Source organism: Pseudonocardia sp. (genome assembly GCF_050246655.1).
Lineage (GTDB): Bacteria > Actinomycetota > Actinomycetes > Mycobacteriales > Pseudonocardiaceae > Pseudonocardia.
Genome location: NZ_JBFWVQ010000058.1, coordinates 19,018 through 36,840, shown reverse-complemented (window position 1 = coordinate 36,840; position 17,823 = coordinate 19,018). Strand labels below are relative to the sequence as shown.

At 73.6% G+C, this 17,823-nt stretch carries 10 protein-coding genes and 1 pseudogene; 10 read left to right on the top strand and 1 reads right to left on the bottom strand.

The window, feature by feature from the left end; genetic code table 11:
* Positions 1 to 278: 278 nt before the first annotated feature.
* Positions 279 to 1,588 (bottom strand): annotated as a pseudogene (locus AB7J25_RS18645) (IS701 family transposase).
* 481 nt (positions 1,589 to 2,069) lie between these two features.
* Between AB7J25_RS18645 and AB7J25_RS18640 the strand changes: the two are divergent.
* The 10 genes from AB7J25_RS18640 (at position 2,070) to AB7J25_RS18595 (ending at position 17,818) form a co-directional block, all read left to right on the top strand.
* A complete protein-coding gene (locus AB7J25_RS18640) occupies positions 2,070 to 3,602 on the top strand; it encodes a phage tail sheath family protein (protein WP_428510740.1) in 1,533 nt (510 codons plus the stop codon).
* The gene (locus AB7J25_RS18635) at positions 3,599 to 5,773 is read left to right on the top strand and encodes a phage tail sheath family protein (protein ID WP_428510738.1); all 2,175 of its coding nucleotides are present in this window, start codon (positions 3,599 to 3,601) and stop codon (positions 5,771 to 5,773) included. Before AB7J25_RS18640 ends, AB7J25_RS18635 begins: the two co-directional genes overlap by 4 nt.
* A gap of 10 nt (positions 5,774 to 5,783) precedes the next feature.
* Positions 5,784 to 6,308 (top strand): phage tail protein, encoded by a 525-nt coding sequence (locus AB7J25_RS18630; protein ID WP_428510736.1) that lies wholly within the window; start codon positions 5,784 to 5,786, stop codon positions 6,306 to 6,308.
* 2 nt (positions 6,309 to 6,310) lie between these two features.
* Positions 6,311 to 7,045 carry a hypothetical protein gene (locus AB7J25_RS18625; RefSeq protein ID WP_428510734.1) on the top strand — a complete coding sequence of 245 codons (735 nt, stop codon included), beginning with the start codon at positions 6,311 to 6,313 and terminating at the stop codon, positions 7,043 to 7,045.
* On the top strand, positions 7,042 to 7,794 hold the full coding sequence (locus AB7J25_RS18620) for a hypothetical protein (RefSeq protein ID WP_428510732.1): 753 nt from the start codon (positions 7,042 to 7,044) through the stop codon (positions 7,792 to 7,794). The genes AB7J25_RS18625 and AB7J25_RS18620 overlap by 4 nt, the downstream gene beginning before the upstream one ends.
* Positions 7,791 to 9,029 carry a DUF4255 domain-containing protein gene (locus AB7J25_RS18615; protein ID WP_428510731.1) on the top strand — a complete coding sequence of 413 codons (1,239 nt, stop codon included), beginning with the start codon at positions 7,791 to 7,793 and terminating at the stop codon, positions 9,027 to 9,029. Before AB7J25_RS18620 ends, AB7J25_RS18615 begins: the two co-directional genes overlap by 4 nt.
* Positions 9,030 to 9,032: 3 nt before the next feature.
* Positions 9,033 to 10,916, top strand: a complete 1,884-nt coding sequence (locus AB7J25_RS18610; RefSeq protein ID WP_428510729.1) for an ATP-binding protein — start codon at positions 9,033 to 9,035, stop codon at positions 10,914 to 10,916.
* Complete coding sequence (locus AB7J25_RS18605; RefSeq protein WP_428510727.1) at positions 10,907 to 11,182, top strand: hypothetical protein; 276 nt, start codon at positions 10,907 to 10,909, stop codon at positions 11,180 to 11,182. Before AB7J25_RS18610 ends, AB7J25_RS18605 begins: the two co-directional genes overlap by 10 nt.
* The gene (locus AB7J25_RS18600) at positions 11,179 to 17,025 is read left to right on the top strand and encodes an eCIS core domain-containing protein (RefSeq protein WP_428510725.1); all 5,847 of its coding nucleotides are present in this window, start codon (positions 11,179 to 11,181) and stop codon (positions 17,023 to 17,025) included. The genes AB7J25_RS18605 and AB7J25_RS18600 overlap by 4 nt, the downstream gene beginning before the upstream one ends.
* Before the next feature lie 154 nt (positions 17,026 to 17,179).
* On the top strand, positions 17,180 to 17,818 hold the full coding sequence (locus AB7J25_RS18595) for a hypothetical protein (protein WP_428510723.1): 639 nt from the start codon (positions 17,180 to 17,182) through the stop codon (positions 17,816 to 17,818).
* The last annotated feature ends 5 nt before the right edge of the window (positions 17,819 to 17,823 follow it).

The window sequence follows — 17,823 nt, the reverse complement described above, 5'->3', positions numbered from 1 at the left end:
TGCAACTGCGGCACGTAGACGTTGCAGTACATCCGGTCGATGCACTCCACCTCGAACAGCACGTGATCGGACAGAACCTCGGCAACGGTGCGCGGTAGCGTCATGACGGGCTCCGGTCGGACGGGCGGCTCGAGCAGCCAACCACCGCCGACGTGCGGTCCATAACCGGCCCCTCGGGGCACGGACTCACCGACCGACCGGAGCCCGCTAACCATCCCGACCACGACATGCCTCGTCGGGCTGGGGCGAAGCCCCGTTAGTACTCCAGCCGTAGGTCGTTATGGCCGTTGCCTGCTGGTCTCCTGACGTCGGTAGTGGCTGGCTCGGGCGCAGTGTTGGTGTCGTCGGCGCCAGGTCGACCAGGTATGCGGGCAGGCCGGGACTCGGCGGGGTGCCACGACCAGGACGGTGAGCAGGCGGCGCACCTCGCTGCAGGTCAACGGGATCATGTCGACGGGATCGGGCCAGTCGGTGTGCTCGTTCGCGGTGATGACCACGAGCAGGGCGTGGGCGAGCATCGCCAGCAGCGTCCAGCGCCGCCACGAGGTCCAGCGGCGGACCTGGTGCTCATCGAGCCCGGCGAGGCCCTTGCCGGTCTGGAAGGACTCCTCGATCGTCCAGCGGCGGCCGGCAACGCGAACCAACTCGCGCAACGGCACGATCTGCGGGGAGTAGCAGCGGTAGAACGCCAACTCACCGGTGGTGCGGTTGCGCCGGACCAGCAACCACCAACACCCGGAATCGGTGTGCTGGTCGGGGTCGAGGGTGATCCAGGCCCAGTCGTAGAAGCGTTCTCCCTTGGCGCCCGACCCGGCGGAGAGCTGCTGCCAGGCCCACCGTGGCAGGCCCGCGACGAGGGCATCGGCCCGCTGCGGGCCGGCCGGGGTCGGGACGCGGCGGTCGCAGCCGATGGCCAGCACGTAGCCGATCTGCTGGGCCTGGCACTGCGCGCGCAGGTCCGGATCGTGGCCGTAGACCTCGTCGCCGGCCACCCACCGAGCCGGCACTCCCGCACCCAAGGCGCGGGTCAGCATGCCGGTCGCCAGCGCGGGCTTGGTCAGGAAGTCGACGTCGTCGGGCACTCCGGCCTCGACGCACCGGTCGGGATCGTCGGTCCAGCAACGCGGCAAGTAGAGCTCGCGGTCGATCATCGCGTGTCCACGCGCTGCGGCGTAGGTCAGATAGACCGCGACCTGAGCGTTCTCGATCCGCCCGGCCGTGCCGGTGTACTGGCGCTGCACCCGGACCGTGGCCATCCCTTCTTCAGGTCCCCGGTCTCATCGACCACCAGCACCGCATCACCATCACCGAGTGCCCCGACGACGTAGTCACGCAGGTCGTCACGAACCCCGTCGGTGTCCCAGCTGGCCCGCGCCAACAGGTACTGCATGCCGTGCGGATCCCGGTCCCCGGCGTGCTCGGCAATCGACCAGCAGCTCTTCCGCGGCAGGTCAGCGAGCAACCCGAGCACGAACTTGCCGACCCTGCGGCGAGTCTCGATCCGGGGGAACCGGGCGGCCAGCTGATCGAGCAGCCTGTCGGCCTCGGCGACCCACCGCCCGACATCTACGGTGTGGCCCGCGGCCACTGCTTGATCTTTGGAAGTCGACACAACGGACGAGGATCACGCGGTGGCCGCCCTGCGTCCGGGACCGCCACACCGCAAGATCACGACCTACGGCTGGAGTACTAGTTGATCTTTCTGGGGTGCGTACGGATGGTCGGGCGTGGGTGAGCTGCCGGTCTGCCCGGCGCCTCCACTGGTGATCTCCGGTCGGGCCCTGTGTCCCGCGTCAAGTAGTTGGCAGGGGTGGAGGTACTGCAGAATGACGTCGCGTGGTGTCGACTTGTTCCGACGCGGGCGGATATCACGCCGACCTCGTTCGTCAATACCTCCATCGCCCGGGGTCATCGCTGCTGCCCCATTCCCCGGACCTATGGTTCGGCTCCGTTCGCGGTGAACCGCCGCCCGATGACATGGCGTCTCGTCCTCGCGATGGACGTCGTCCGGCAGCCCTGGTCAGGTGCTGGGGTCGGTCGCTAGGCTCCGGCCGACACGAGGGAGGACCATGCCTGTCGTCACCTCCTGGCCCGGGGTCTACGTCGAGGAATCGCCCAGCGGTGCGCGATCGATCCCGACCGCGGCCACGTCCGTCACCGCATTCGTGGGACGCGCGCGGCGCGGACCGGTCGGCGAGCCCGTGTCCTGCACGAGCTGGGGTGACTTCCAGCGTCGTTTCGGTGGGCTCTGGGTCGAGTCGGAACTGGGCTACGCCGTTGCCCAGTTCTTCGACAACGGCGGCGGGCAGGCCGTGGTGTCCCGGGTCGGCGCCGGAGCGGAGTCCGCGTCGACGTCCGTCCGCGCGGCCACCGGCCCCGGCAAGCTGGACCTAGTGGCTGCCGAGCCGGGCGGGTGGGGGAGGAGCCTGCGGGTCACCGTCTCCCACGGCACGCCGGCCACCGTGACGGCCACGGACGACACGACGTTCCATCTGGTCATCGAGGAGGTGGACCCGGTCGCCGAGGCCACCCTCGGCGCGGAGCGTGCGATCCTCACCCGCGAGACGTTCCCGCAGGTCTCGGTCGATCCAGCGGCGCGCCGCTACGTCGGCCGCGTGCTGGAGCAGCAGTCCCGGCTCGCGCGGACGACGGAGGTACCTGCGCTCAAGCCGCGCGCCGTCGAGCGACAGACGTTCGACGGTGGGTCCGACGGCAGCGCGGCGGAGGCCACCGACCCGGAGACCGGTGAGGCGATCGACGCGCTCGATCACGCCGACCTGGTGAACCTGCTCTGCGTGCCCCCGCTCGACCGGGACACCCCCACGACGCCGGGCACCTGGAGCTACGCCCTCGGCTGGGCGGAACGTCATCGCGCCGTGCTCCTGGTCGACCCGCCGCCGGAGTGGGCGGACGCGGCCACCGCGGCCCGTCTCGCCGGTCGGACGAACCTCCGCAGCACCAATGCCGCCTTCTACTTCCCGCGGATCGTCGGCCCCGATCCGTTGCAGCGCGGCCTGACCCGCCCGTTCGCCCCCAGCGGGGCCGTCGCGGGTGTGCTGTCCCGAACGGACGCCGAACGCGGGGTCTGGAAGGCGCCCGCGGGCACCGACGCGCGGCTGGTAGGGGTGGACGCGCTGGAGCAGGAGCTCACCGACGCCGACAGCGGCGTGCTCAACCCGAGCGGGGTGAACGCCCTGCGCCGCCTGACGGCCGTCGGACCGGTCGTGTGGGGGGCCCGCACCGGGCGCGGCGCTGACGTCATGGCCTCGGAGTGGAAGTACCTCCCGGTCCGCAGGCTCGCGTTGCACATCGAGAACTCCCTCGCCCGCGGCACGCAGTGGGCGGTGTTCGAACCGAACGCCGAACCACTGTGGGCCGAGCTGCGCCTGTCGGTCACGACGTTCCTCCACGACCTGTTCCGGTCGGGTGCCTTCGCGGGCACCACGCCGCGCGAGGCGTACCTGGTGCGCTGCGACGCGACCACGACCACCCAGGCCGACGTCGACACCGGGGTGGTCCGGATCGTCGTCGGCTTCGCGCCGCTGCGTCCGGCAGAGTTCGTGATGCTCCAGTTCGTGCAGCTCGCGGGGGCGGCGGCATGAGCGCCCCCACCGCCCCCGGCGTCCACGTCCTGGAGCTCCCCGGCGGCAGTCGGGCGATCACCGGGGTTGCCACGTCGCTCACCGCCTTCGTCGGTCCCGCCCTGCGCGGGCCGGTTCACCGACCGGTCCGGATCGCGAGCTGGCCCGAGTACGAGTCCCGGTTCGGCGGGCTGTGGCACGACAGCACGGCCAGCCACGCCGTGCGGCACTACTTCCTCGGCGGTGGCGGCGAGGCGCTGATCGTGCGGGTGACCAACGCGGACAGGATGGTCCTGCAGGTCTCGCCGGACGCGGCCGCCCTGTCGGGCTTCCACCATCTGCGCGCCACGGTCGACAAGGCCACCGCGACGACCTTCACGCTGCGCCTGCAGGCCGAGGACGCCGACGGCGCGGTGCTGAAGAAGGGCGACAAGCCGTACCAGGTGGACGGCGTGGTCGATCTCACGACGGACCAGGCCGCCACGGTCAACGGGCTGAAGGCCAACGACACCCCGCTCGTGAAGGTGCTGGGCGGACCCCTCACCGGCCCGCCGCCGACGGGGGCGGTCACCAGCACCGCCGCGGGGGGCGGACAGCACGTCGTGACCCTCGGTGCCGCCGCGGAGACGGCGGGCGCGGACGTGGCCGTGGGACTGCGGCTGCGGCCCACCCCTGGTGTGCTCGGGCTCGCCGGGTTCGACCGGCTGCGCGCGACCGTCGCCCGGTCCGACGACGGCACCTTCCGTCTCACGGTCACCGCGGTACAGGCCGACGGCGCCCCGCTGAAGCAGGGCGACAAGGAGTACACCGTCAGTGTGGACGCCGTGACCCCCGGCACGGCGGCCACGAAGATCGGCGAGGCGCGCACGGGCACCGATCCGGCCATCCCGCTCGCCACCGTCACCGGCATCGCGCCGCCGTCCGTGCCCCCGGACGGGAGCGCGGACGGGTCCCCGCACGGGGATCTCCTGCTCGCCACCCAGGTGCTCCGGCTGCAGGCCGCCGATCCGGGGGAGTGGGGCAACCGGGTGAGCGTCGAGGTCGACACCGAGGAGGCGGAGGAGGGCACGTTCCACCTGAGGCTGGGGGAACGAAGCCCGTCCGGTGGCGTGGTCGCCGAGGAGGTCCACTACGGCGTGAGCACGGACCCGACGGCGAGCCGCTGGCTGGGACGGCTGTTGGAGCTGCAGTCCCGGCTGGCCCGGCTGGCCCGCGCGGACGTCGCCGGGTCGCCGACGGGCGCTGCGGGGGCCACCGTGTTCGCGGGCGGCCGCGACGGCGGCTCGCCCCGGATCGACGTGGACGTCCTGGGCGACCCGGCCACGTCGACCGGTGTCCACGCCCTGGCCAAGGTCGACCTGTTCAACCTCCTGTGCGTCCCCCTGCCGTCCTGGTCGGAGGAGGACGCCGTCGCCAAGGGCCTTTGGGACAAGGCGGCCACGTTCTGCACCGCCCATCGCGCGTTCCTGCTGATCGACCCGCCCGAGGAGTGGAACGACCCCGCGAACGCCGTCGACCGAGCGGCGCAGTTCGGCGTCCGCAGCGACAACGCCGCGCTCTACTACCCCCGGGTCAGGGTGCCCGACCCGCTCCAGGAAGGCCGCTTCCGCGACTTCCCCCCGTGCGGTGTCGTCGCCGGGGCGTTCGCCCGCACAGACGCGCAGCGCGGCATCTGGAAGGCGCCCGCAGGCATCGACACCTCCCTGCGCGGCGTGACCGAGCTGGCCGCCCGGCTCGTCGACGAGCAGCAGGGCGTCCTGAACGCCCTCGGCGTGAACTGCCTGCGCACCTTCCCGGTGTACGGGCAGGTGGTGTGGGGGGCGCGGACGCTGAACGGGGCCGACCTGCAGGTTTCGGAGTGGAAGTACGTCCCGGTCCGGCGGCTGGCGCTGCACCTGGAGGAGAGCCTCCAGCGGGGGAGCCGCTGGGCGGTGTTCGAGCCGAACGGTCCGGGCCTGTGGTCGCAGCTGCGGCTGTCCGTGGGCAGCTTCCTGCACGGGCTGTTCCGGCAGGGCGCCTTCGCGGGCACCACGGCGCAGCAGGCGTACTTCGTCCGGTGCGACGCCGAGACGACGACGGAGTCCGACGTCGCCCGCGGCGTCGTCAACGTCCTCGTCGGGTTCGCCCCGCTCAAGCCCGCCGAGTTCGTGGTCATCAGGTTGCAGCAGCTGGCCGCACAGGCCGGTCAGTGAGAGGACGGCGATGGCTCAGTTCACGGTGAACACCCAGCGCTTCGACCCCTACAAGAACTTCAAGTTCCGGCTGAAGTGGGACGGTCGCTACGTGGCGGGCGTGAGCAAGGTGAGCGCGCTCAAACGGACCACCGAGGTGATCGACCACCGCAGCGGCGGCGACCCGAGCACGGTCGTGCGCGCCCCGGGACAGTCGAAGTACGAGGCCATCACCCTTGAACGCGGCGTCACCCACGACCGGGACTTCGAGCAGTGGGCCAACAAGGTCTGGAACCTCGGCGCCGGCATGGGCGCGGAGGTGTCGTTGCGCGATTTCCGCAAGGACATCATCCTCGAGCTCTACAACGAGTCGGGCCAGCTCGCGGTGGCGTACAACATCTACCGCTGCTGGGTGAGCGAGTACCAGGCACTGCCGGAGCTGGACGCGAGCGGCAACGCCGTCGCGATCCAGACGCTGAAGCTGGAGAACGAGGGCTGGGTGCGCGACGTCGCGGTGACCGAACCGTCCGAGCCGGTCTACACCGTTCCGGAGTAGTCGTGGCACCGGTCGGCCTGTCCGGGGCGCAGCTGCTCGCCGTCTGGGAGCAGGGACGTGGCCGCGACCAGATCGACCGTGGGCTGGTCATGTGGCGGGCGGCCGAGCCCGACGTGCCCGACGCCGAGCTGGCGGTGGCCCCGCTGGGCCGTCGCGACGCCGCCCTGCTGCGACTGCGCACGGTCACGTTCGGCCGGCATGCCGACTGCTTCGTCGTCTGCCCGGCGTGCGGTGCGGAGCTCGAGTTCGACGTCGACGTCGACGCGCTCGTCGTCGACCGGCCGAGCGAGCCGAGCGGGCACGCCGAGGTCGGCCGTGCGGGCTGGCGCGTGCGGTTCCGCCTACCGGGGGCGGCCGACGTGCGGGCCGTGCGGGACGAGCGGGACCCGTGGCTGGCGCTGGCCCGCCGCTGCGTGGTGACCGCCGAGCTCGACGGTGCGCCGAGAGCGGCCGCCGACCTGCCGACCGAGGTCGCCCAGGAGGTGGACGCGGCGATGAGCGGCCTCGACCCGCAGGCCGAGCTGACCCTGTCGATGGACTGCGCGGGGTGCGGGAACCGCTGGGACGGGCGGTTCGACATCGGGACGTACCTCTGGCGGGAGATCGAGGTCGCCGGGCGCCGCCTGCTCGGCGAGGTGGACGTGCTGGCCCGCGCCTACGGCTGGTCCGAGGACGCGATCCTCGCCCTGTCGCCGGGCCGCAGGCGCAGCTACCTCGACCTCCTGGAGGCGCTGTGAGCTACCTGCGCACCCTGCTGGCCGGCCTCGCGCCCGCCGCCGTTCTGAGCCCGCTGATCCGCCCCGCGGACGCGGTGCTCGGCGCTCCGGACACCGTGGAGCCGACCGACGTCCCGGCCCCGGCGACGGCCGCCGGCCCGCAGCCACCGCGGGCACCGTCCCCGGTCGGGCACCCGATCTTCCGGCGGGACGAGCGACCCGAACCACCGCGTGCGCAGCGCGTCGACGCCGCCCCACCACGCGCCGAGCTGCGGCACCGGGAGGAGCCGGGGGCCGATCCGCCGCGGCCACTCGTCGTCGACCTGCCCGCGCCGGCCGGGACGGAGCCTCCCGCGCCACAGGACGCGGTGCGCGCGGTGGTGCGTCCGGTACCGCGGGACGTGGTCCGCGAGCAGCACACCGAGCGGGTCGTGGTCCGCGAGACCGCGTCCGCCGTAGCCGCCGCGCCCGCCGCCGAGGCCAGGGTGGCCCCCCGCTCGTCACCGATCGAGCCCCTCATCCGACAGGCGACGGCACCGACGGTCGGGCCCCGTCCCGCCGCGCCCGCCGCGGCACCGCGCCGCGCGAACGGTCCAGACCGGCCCGGGCCTGCGCCCACCGTCGACCGACCGACCGTGGAGGTCCGCATCGGACGGATCGTGGTCCGCGTCGACACCCCGGCACCGGCGGCGATCCGCCCGAGCCCGGCACCGCCGCCGCCCCCGACGACGCTGACGGACTACCTGACCGCACGGTCGACGGCGCGATGAGCAACGCGCTCGCGATCGCCATGGTGAGCGGGGTGCTGCGGTCCCGCGTTCAGGCACTCCTCGACGTCGCCGGGCTCGCCGGTTTCGACGTCATCACCGCGCCGCCGCAGGACGACAGCAAGCCCGGGGTGTACCTGCACCTCTACCAGGTCCTGCCCAACGGTGAGCTGCGCAACCAACACCTGCCGGAGCACAGCTCCCAGGGCGCCGTCGTGCGGGCGCCGCGCCTCGCCGTCGACCTGCACTACCTGATCAGTTTCGTAGGCTCGCCGGCCATGCAAGACGCCGAACGCCTGGCCGGACTCGTGCTGTCCGGCCTGAACGAGGGGCCGACGCTGTCCCGCGACGAGATCACCGCCTTCGTCGGCGCGCTCCCGTCCGGCCATGTCCTGACCACATCGGACCTCGGCGACCAACCGGAGAGCGTCCGCCTCACGCTGCTGCCGCTGGATGTCGAGGAGCTGTCCCGGTTGTGGGGCATGTACGGGCAGACGAAGCACCGCCTGTCGGTCGCCTACCGGGCGTCCGTGGTGATGCTCGACGCGCAGGTCCGCCCCGGCGCCGCGCTGCCCGTCACCCGGCCACCCGCGATGGTCGTGGTCCAGTTCCGCGCACCGCGGGTCAACGAGGTCCGCTCGTCGCGGCGCGCGCAACCGGTGGTGCAGTTCGGCGAGCGGATCCTCGTCCGCGGCGCTGCCCTGCGCGGTGACGTCACCCGGGTGAGCGTCGGGAGCGCCCAGGTGACGCTCCCGTCGGACCAGCTCGGCGACGACGAGATCAGCGTGCCCTTCGCCGCCTCGTCCGGGCTGCGCGCCGGCGTCGCGCCGGTCCGAGTGGCGCACCTGATCCGGATGCAGGACGGGAGCACCCGCGACGGACCCGCCTCCAACGTGCTCCCCGTCGCGCTCGTGCCGACGGTGCGACCCGCCGACCCGCCGACCGAGCCGGGCGGGCCGGGCGGGCCGGGCGACGAGGATGCACTGCGCGTGCGGCTGGTCGTCGAGCCGCGCCCCGACCACGACCAGTCCGTGGTCCTGCAGCTGACCGGGACCGACGGACAGGTTTCCAGCTCCTGGAGCGACTGGACGACGACCGACGACGTGGTCGTCTTCCGCACCGCGGGTCTCGCCGTCGGCACCTATCTGATCCGCGTCGAGGTCGACGGCGCCCTCAGCCTGCTCGACGCGCACCCGGACACCGGCAAGCTCATCGCGCCGACGGTCACCGTGAGCTGACCGGTGGCCACCGTCGAACAGCTCTCCCGCGACGACCTGGGCGACGCCCTCGCCGCGGTTCACCAGCGGCTCCGGATGACACCGGAGGAACGCGCCCGCACGCCGCTGCCCGAACCCCCGGCGGACTCCACGCTCGCCGCGATCACCGCGGCGTTCGGCCTGTCCGCGTTCGAGTCGGGGGTGCTGTTGCTCACCGCCCTCTGCGAGCTCCATCCCGGCGTCGACATCGAGCTCGCGGCCCTCAACGGCAGCGACCAGCGCCCCTGGCCGACGTTCGGCCTCGCGCTGGCGGTGTTGCCGGAGCCCGCGTGGAACGCCGTCCTGCCGACCGCGCCGCTGCGGGCCGCCGGCCTCGTCCGCCTCGGCCCCGGCGAGGTGCTCACCGACCGCTCGGTCCTGATCGAGGAGCGGGTACTGCACGCGCTCATGGGCGAGCACTACCTCGAACCCCGGGTCGCGCGCCGGGTCGTGGAGATCCCGCGTCCCGGTGCCCTCGCGCGCTCTCACGCGAGGGTGGCCGAGCGGCTGCGGTCCGCCTGGGGGTCCGAGCGCGTCCACCTGTGGTGTGCGGTGGCCGACGACGGACCCGCCGTCGTCGCGGCGGGCGCGGGCCACCGGCGCGCGCTGCGGCTGTCCCCGTCGGCCGTCCCCACCGACTCCGGCGAGGTGGAGGAGTTCCTGCGGCTGTGGGCACGGGAGTCGCGGCTGCAGCCCCTCTGCCTGCTGGTGGACCTCGATGACGCCGACGATCCGGCCACCCAGCGCGCGGCCCTCGACATCGCTCGACGCGCCGAGGGCCCGGTGGTCAGCTCGGGGACCGTGCCACGGGCCGGCGAGCCGGTCGTCCGGCTGCGCGTCGCCGACCCGCCGTTAGCCGAGCGACTCGAGCAGTGGCGCGGCGCGCTGCGCGACCTCGCGCCCGCCGAGGGGCTGGAGCAGCTGGTGGCCCAGTTCCGGCTGAACGCGTTCACCCTGGACGCCGCGGTCGCGTCGACCCGCAGCGGTGTGCGCGCCGACCCGACCGCCGACCCGACGCGGTTGTTGGAGGACGCGGCCCGGGTGCAGGCGCACCCCCGGCTGGAGGACCTCGCGCAGCACGTCGGCTCCCACGCCGAGCTGGCCGACCTCGTGCTGCCCGCCGACCGGCGGGCCGCGCTGCAGGCACTCCTGGGGCACGTCCGGGCGAAGGCCACCGTGAACCACCTCTGGGGCTTCACGCCGCCCGGGGCCCGGGGCGGTGGGGCGGCGGCGGTCTTCGCCGGTCCGAGCGGCACGGGCAAGACACTCGCCGTCCAGGTCCTGGCCGCCGAGCTGCGGCTCGACCTGTTCCGCATCGACCTGTCCGCCGTCGTGAGCAAGTACATCGGGGAAACGGAGAAGAACCTCCGGCGGGTGTTCGACGCGGCCGAGACCGGGGGTGCGGTGCTGCTGTTCGACGAGGCGGACGCGCTGTTCGGCAAGCGCACCGAGGTGCGCGACAGCCACGACCGGCACGCCAACATCGAGGTCAGCTACCTGCTGCAGCGCATGGAGACCTTCGACGGCCTCGCCGTGCTCACGACGAACCACCGCGAGCACCTCGACCCGGCGTTCCTGCGCCGGATCCCGTTCGTCGTGGAGTTCCCGTTCCCCGACGTGGACCTGCGCGAGGAGATCTGGCGGCGGATCTTCCCGAGTGGTGTGCCGGTCGAGGGGCTCGACCACCGCGCGTTGGCCCGGCTCTCGGTGGCCGGCGGCAACATCCGCTCCATCGCACGCAACGCCGCGTTCCTCGCCGCAGACGGCGGTGGACCGGTGACGATGCGGCTCTTGCGCGTCGCGGCCGAGCTGGAGTACGCCAAGCTCGGCCGCCCGTTGACGCCCGCCGAGGTGCGCGGATGGACCTGACCCCGCACGTCACCCCGCACGTCGTCGTCACGGTCGACGAGCTCGACCTCGGTGCGGTGCCTGCGGCTCGCCGTCATGTCATGCTCACCGCGTTCGAGCGGGAGCTGACCCGGCTGGTCACCGAGCGGCTCCCCCGTGGGTCCACCCGCGGCAACGGCGACCGCTCGGTGACGTTGACCGGCGCCCGGCCCGACGGGAACCCGGTGCTGTTCGGCACTGCGCTCGCCCGCACCGTCTACGCGGCCCTCGAGCGGGAATCAGCATGAAGGCGCCCCCGGTCGCCCGACGGACCGCACCAGGGCGGGCGGTTCCGGCCCCGCCGCGGGTCCGCCTCCCCGCGCCCGCCGCCGAGGCGAAGCCGCCGCTCGCCGACCGGGATCCGGACGGTCCCACCCTCCTGGACCACCTCCGACCGCCACCGCTCGCGCAACGCTGGACCGACGCCACCCGCGACCCGGTCAGCGCACTGCCGGGCCGGGCCGACCTGGAACGGCGGTTCGGGGCGTCGCTCGCGGCGGTGCGGGTCCACAGCGGACCCGCCGCCCGTTCCCTCCTCGACCACCTCGGGGCCCGCGGTGCGACGTGCGGTGCGGTGGTCCTGCTCCGCGACCCCGCGGACACCGTCACCGCCGCCCACGAGGCCGCGCACGTCCTCCAGGCCGGACCCGACCAGCACGCCGTCCTGCCCTCCGAGGTGCCACTGGCCGCCGACCATCCCGCCGAGCAGGAGGCGGAGGCCCTCGCCCGGTCGCCGGGGCCGGGGCGGGTGCGTGCTCGCCTCGTGCCCGGTGCGCTCGCGCTGCGCAGGACCGCGCTGCTCGTCCGCGATCCCGAGCCCCAAGCAGGCGAGCCCGCCGGCCTCGACGACCTGCAGCGGGAACCCGAGGACGCGCAGACCCCCACCGACGAGGTCGAGGCCGGGGCGGATACGCCGCCGGCAGCCGTCCCGGACGAGGCGTCGGCCCCGGAGGCCCCGGCGGCCGAGCCCGCAACCGAGCCCGCGGTAGAGGAACAGCCGGAGCAGGTCGCGGTGGAAGCGCCGACGGCGACGTCGGCTCCCGGGCCGGTTCCCCCCGGCACGACGCGACGGCAGCGCACGGCCGTCCCCGCCGCGCCCGGACCCGACCGGCAGATCGAGCTACGCGAGGTGATCAAGCAGGTCCAGGGGACCTGGGACACGAGCCTGCGCACCGTCAGGGCGCAGGACCTGACGGTCAGCCCCGACCTGGCGAACGCCCCGGACACCCGACCCTTCGCGAGAGGGCCACCGCCCGCCGTCCCCGCGATCCGTGCACGGGACGAGGTGCCCGATCCCCAGCTCGCCGAACCGGACACCACCTCGCTCGACCGCGCCCGGGAGCAGGCACGCCGGCAGGTCGACGCGGCCCCGGCCCGGGCCCCACCACCGGACCTGACGTCGCTCGACGACGACCAGCGCCGGCTCCGGGCCGACGAGCAGCGCCGGCTCGACGACCACATCCGGCAGACGGCGATGGCGCCGTTGCGGGAGGTCGGGCCGCCGGCGGTGGCCCGCGACGGGGCGGCCGACGCCGCCCGGGCCGGCTCGGCCGAGCGGGCGTTCCGCGAGCGGGTGGACGGCGAACGGCAGGCGGCCCGCCGGCAGGCGGCGCAGGACTTCGGGGAACGCCGCCTCGCCCCGACGAACGACCCCACAGCGGGCCACGCCCGCCGTCTCCAGAGCCTCGAGCTGCCCGAGGTCGACCTCGCCGGGCAGGTCGACCAGGCCCGTCTCGATCTCGTCGCGACGGACCAGAACGTCGGGGCCGTGCCGATCGGGCAGGTCGTGCTGGTGCCCGACAGCGGCCTCGCGGCGCTGCACCGCGACACGGACGCGCACGAGGCGACCCGGGCGCGCGTCGACGACGAGATCGGCCGCGCCGAGGCGAAGCTCGCTCAGGCGTCCGAGGAGGCCGGTCGCGAGCGTGCCACGGTGCAGGCACGGGCCCGCGACGGCGTGGTCGCCCGCCGGCGCGAGTGGACGTCCGCCGGCGAGACGCTCGTCGACCAGCGTGATCGCGAAGCCGACACGGTCCGCAGCTCCGAGCTGGCCCGGGCGGACAAGCTGCAGCGCGAGGCGGACACCCGGGCCGCGGGTGCTGTGGCCACCGCGCGGGCGGAAGCGGGTCGGCAGTGGGACGAGGCCCAGGCCCGTGCCCGGTCCACCGCACAACGCAACGCCGACCGCAGCTGGTTCCAGCGCGGGCTCGACTGGGTCCGCGAGCAGATCAAGCGGCTCGTCGAATGGATCGACTCCTTCCTCGCGGCGGTCCGGCGGGCCGTCACCGCGCTGCTGGACGCGGCCGCCGAGCTCGCCCACCGGATCGTCGCCGCCGCGCACCGCGCCATCTCCGCTGTGCTGGACCGGTTGGCCGCCGCGCTCGCGCTCCTGGCCGCGAACCTGCCCGGCAAGCTGGGTGAGCTCGCCCGGCAGTACGTCGAGCGCATCTACGTGTTCCTGGAGGAGATGCAGGCCGCGCTCGACGCGTGGGCCGAGAGGCTGCACCGCGGGATCGACCGGACGATCGAGGACCTGAAGACGGCCGTCGGCCAGGTGCTCGACGCGCTGCAGACCGGCGTCCACGAGGTGGCCACCGCCGTCGACGCGTTGTTGGCCAACGGCCTTCTCGCCTTCCTCCGCAAGCGGTTCCCGACGCTCGCCGCCCTCGTCGACGACGGGCTCGACGCCGTGGTCCGGTCCGCGACCGACCACCTCGACGCCTGGGTGACCGCCGCGCTCGAGGTGACCGGCCTCGCCGACCTCGACCGGACCCTGAACGAGCTGCAGATCGAGTCCCTGTGCGCGGAGCGCGCAACCCAGGAGTCGGCGGAGGAGCGGGCGAACCGGTGCGCCGCCTTCGAGCAGCGGCTGAAGGGCGCGCTCGCCGTCGTCGACGAGATGCTGGCCTCGCCGGTCGCCCGGCAGATCCAGGACTTCCTCCGCCGCCACGCGCAGGACGAGGCGAACGCGCAGCTCGACGCGCTCGTCGACTTCTTCGACTTCGTGCACGCCGTGGCCGCTCCGGTGTACCGGTGGTGGCAGGACATCCAGGCCACCGTCGACCGGGTTCTCGACACGGTGGGCGAGGTGGCCCGCACGGTGTGGCGGCACGTCGCGACCGCGTTGGGGCTCGATCCGGAGATCGACCCCGTCGAGGCGCTGCGCCGGGGCATCCAGCTCCTCTGGAACGCGGTGGTGGACGGCCTGCGGCCGCTGGTCGACGGCCTGCGGGCGGCGTGGCGCTGGCTGTCCCAGGAGAGTCCGCTCGCTCCGCTGTTCGACCTGTTCGCGCGGCTGCCCCAGCTGTGGGCCGGGCTGAAGGATCTCGCGGGCAAGATCGTCGAGGGGGCGGGGGAGTGGCTGGCGAAGGCGGCCGACGCGCTCGCCCGCACGGTGCTCCCGCTGGTGACCGGCGCGCTCGAAGCCGTCTCGGCGGTAGCGCGCGTGGCGGCCGACGCGGTGAGCGGTTGGGGAGCGGCCGTCCTCGGCGTCGTGGAGGCCATCCTCACGTGGCGACCCGGACTCGCCCTCCTGGACGCGGTGCTGCGCGCCGTCGACCGGATCACCGCACCGGTGCGGCGGCTGCTCGCCGCGGTGCTGACCTGCCTGACAGCCACCGCCCGCTGGGTGGCCGACGTGCTGCGCGTGCTGGCGCACGACACGCGCATGCTCCTCGACGTCGCGGTTGGGCTGGTGCTGGCGTTGGCGACGTTCCCGGTCGGGATGGTCGCGTTCCTGGCGGGCAACGTGTGGCTGCACGTGCTCCCCGACTGCTACAAGCCCGCCCTCCTCAACTTCCTGCTGGACGTGGCGATCCGGTTCGTCCGGTTCCTCCCGGAGCCCGCCGACGTGGGACTGCTGATCCTCCATCAGGGTCTGCTCAACTTCCTCGGAGGCCTGCGCGCGGCCCCCGACGCGCAGAAGGTCGGCGCGGTCGACCTGCTCGCGAGCCTCTACGCCGGCAACGCGGAGTTCGCCGCCGGGTTCGTCGTCGGCACCCTCGCCGGGATCTGGGACTCGACGGGCGGCACGGTGGTGTTCCTCCTGCAGGCCGTCGTCTGGCTGATGGAGCTGCCGCTCAAGCTGGCGACCTGGGCCGTCGGGATGGCCACGGGCACGTTGCGAAGCGACGGTGGCGGCGCGGACGGCGGTGAGGACGGCGGTGGCCCGTCCGCTGTGCCCTCGGCCGGGGACACCGCGGGACCAGCCGCGGGACCAGCTGCGGAGCCGACCGCGGTCGACGCGGAGTCGAACGCCGAGCCGGCCGACGTGGTCGAAGAGGCTGAGGATGCCTTGAAGTCCGGCACCCGTGTGCTGCACGGCGTTCGGCGGCCCCGGACAACCGGACGCGTACCCCGCCGCACCCGGACCGGCCTCCTTCCCCTTGGTGAGGCGGTGCGGCCGCAGGCCCTGGTGGAACAGGCGACGGTGGAAGCTGAGGTGCCCAGGTCGGTGGATCGCGTCGACGACACCGAGCCTGCCGCCACCGAGCCTGCCGACACCGAGCCTGCCGCCACCGAGCCTGCCGCCACCGAGCCTGCCGCCACCGAGTACGCATTCGGCATCACCACCGTCGGCGAGTCACCCGCTGCACGCGGCCCGAATTCCGACACCGACATCGCGACCACCGAGCCGGTTGCCACGGTTGGCGCCGCGCCCGTCGAGGTGGCCGCGACCGACGTGACGCCCGCCTCCGTCGACGCGGGCAAGGCGGGCGAGCCGTCACGCGACGACACGGCGCTGACCGACCGGGCCCCAGCCGCCCCGGCCGCCCCGGCGGGACTGACCGAGCTGCGGGGCGTCCTGCAGCGCCTGCTCACCGACGGCCTCAGCCGGGACGACCTGCGCCAGCTCCTCGACGCGGCGCGCGCGGCGCTGCGGGCCGCCGTGGGCGGCCTCGCCCAGGCCGCCGCCCGGCTCCTTCTCGCGGAGCTGAACAAGAAGGGCGTCGCCTACGAGCTGGGCAAGGCCGTTGGCGCCCTGGTCGGACAGATGATCGCCGAGGCGGTGCTCGCCGCGCTCACCGCCGGCGCGACGGCAGCGATCACCGCGGCGAAGGCTGCGCTCCAGGGTGCCCGCGTCGGCACGCGCTTCGCCGGGGTGATCCAGAAGCTGCGCCGAGTCCTGGAACCGGTGTTCGAGCTCGTGAAGCGGCTACGGACCGTGGTCGGAGAGCTGGTCGGCGCCGTGCGCAAGTGGCTCGACGACGTGCTGGAATGGATGCGCGGGATCGCCAAGCGGCTGGGCGGACGGCTTCGAAAGCCACGCCTCCCGGGCCCGGGACGTCCGCCGCACCTGCCACACCGGCCCCCTGCACCCGCCATCAGTCACCCGAAGGGTCCCCAACGAGGCCACGGGCCGACCGCCGGTCACGATCGGCGGCTGTCGCGGGCCATGGTCACGGCGAAGCTGATCTCCGACGGCGCGGAGGCGCTGGGCCGGTCGCTTCCCGAGACCCTCCTCGCGCTGCAGGCGCTGCGGATGCGCTACCCGTTCGTCCAGGGTTTCGAGGCGACGCAGGCCACCGCCCGCAACTACGACATCTACCTGATCGCCAGCAGGCACAAGGTGGACAGCTTCCACGCCCGGGTGGAGCGCGCGTTCGCCGAACACCCGGTCGGCGGTCCGCCAGCTCCGAAGCCACCTCTGCGCCGGCCACGCCGACGGGGCGCGGTCAAGGCGGCGCGGGCCAAGTTCGCGAACGTCCGCGACGGGTACGCCGCCCGTCTCGGGGTGAAGTCGGGTGGGCAGGTCCACCACGCCGTCGAGCTGCAGGTCCTCAACCGCTACCCGGGCGCGTTCACCGAGAAGGAGCTCAACGCATTCAGCAACATGCGCGGAATCGCGACCGAGCAGAAGCGCAGGCAGCAACTCCACGGATCGAAGATCCGCGAATTCTGGAACAACGCGTACCGGCAGATCGACGACCACCTCGCCACGTCGGGCCTGAAACCGGGCACACCCGCCTACCGCAACGCCGTCCGCCAACACATCACCGCGCAGCGCGACACCATCGACCACGTCTTCGGCCAGTTCTTCACCGAGCAACGCAAGACGTTCGTGTGGAAGCGGCTAAGGGCGCGGAAGTAGCCGTTCGTGCGCTCCCGGCGCGACGGCGGTCCACCGCCACGCCGGACCGGGTGCGGCGCCCGAGCGGCCCGGAACTTCCGGTCCTGGTGCCGGCCATTCCCGTCCGATGTGCTCCGCTGCTAGCTTGTCCGCCGGAGTAGTGAGGAGGTTGGACATGACCACCTTCCCCGGCTCGCCACGCACCCTGCGCGGTGCCGTCGTCTCCGTCGAGCCGACGAGCCTCGCGCGCACCGTCGTCGCCTTCCAGTACAACCCGCACACCCTCGCCCGCACCTTCGAGGTGCAGGGCGCGGTGGGTGGCCAGGAGGCGGGCCAGCTCACCGGACCGCCCCGGGAGACGGTGCGGGTCGAGCTCGTCCTCGACGCCAGCGACGCGCAGGAGGTCGGGCTCGGTGCGCGCGGGGTCGCCTCGCAGCTCGCGGCACTGCAGGGGTTGGTGACCCCGCGATCGGCGGACGTGCTGGACAACCTGGCGCTCGCGGCCTCGGGGTCCATCGAGATCCTGCCGCCGCCCGGCCCGGTCACGCTGTTCGTCTGGGGTCCGCGCCGGGTGCTGCCGGTGGCGGTCACGGAGCTCGGCTTCACCGAGGAGGCGCACGACGCCGCGCTGAACCCGACGCTCGCGCGGGTCACCCTCGGCATGCGCGTGCTCACCTACGCCGACCTGCCCGCGGGCCATCCGGCGCACGCCCTCACGCTGGCCGGGCAGATCAACCGCGAGGCACTGGCGGCCGAGGCGGTCACCGGCGCGCTCGACGGCGTGCTGGGCACCAACGCGCGGCTTCCCCTGTAGCCGCC

Excerpts from the sequence above, each read along its gene's own strand:
- AB7J25_RS18615 (WP_428510731.1), top strand. The coding sequence starts at position 7,791 with ATGAGCAACGCGCTCGCGATCGCCATGGTGAGCGGGGTGCTGCGGTCC.
- AB7J25_RS18640 (WP_428510740.1), top strand. The coding sequence starts at position 2,070 with ATGCCTGTCGTCACCTCCTGGCCCGGGGTCTACGTCGAGGAATCGCCC.
- AB7J25_RS18600 (WP_428510725.1), top strand. The coding sequence starts at position 11,179 with ATGAAGGCGCCCCCGGTCGCCCGACGGACCGCACCAGGGCGGGCGGTT.
- AB7J25_RS18630 (WP_428510736.1), top strand. The coding sequence starts at position 5,784 with ATGGCTCAGTTCACGGTGAACACCCAGCGCTTCGACCCCTACAAGAAC.
- AB7J25_RS18605 (WP_428510727.1), top strand. The coding sequence starts at position 10,907 with ATGGACCTGACCCCGCACGTCACCCCGCACGTCGTCGTCACGGTCGAC.
- AB7J25_RS18635 (WP_428510738.1), top strand. The coding sequence starts at position 3,599 with ATGAGCGCCCCCACCGCCCCCGGCGTCCACGTCCTGGAGCTCCCCGGC.
- AB7J25_RS18595 (WP_428510723.1), top strand. The coding sequence starts at position 17,180 with ATGACCACCTTCCCCGGCTCGCCACGCACCCTGCGCGGTGCCGTCGTC.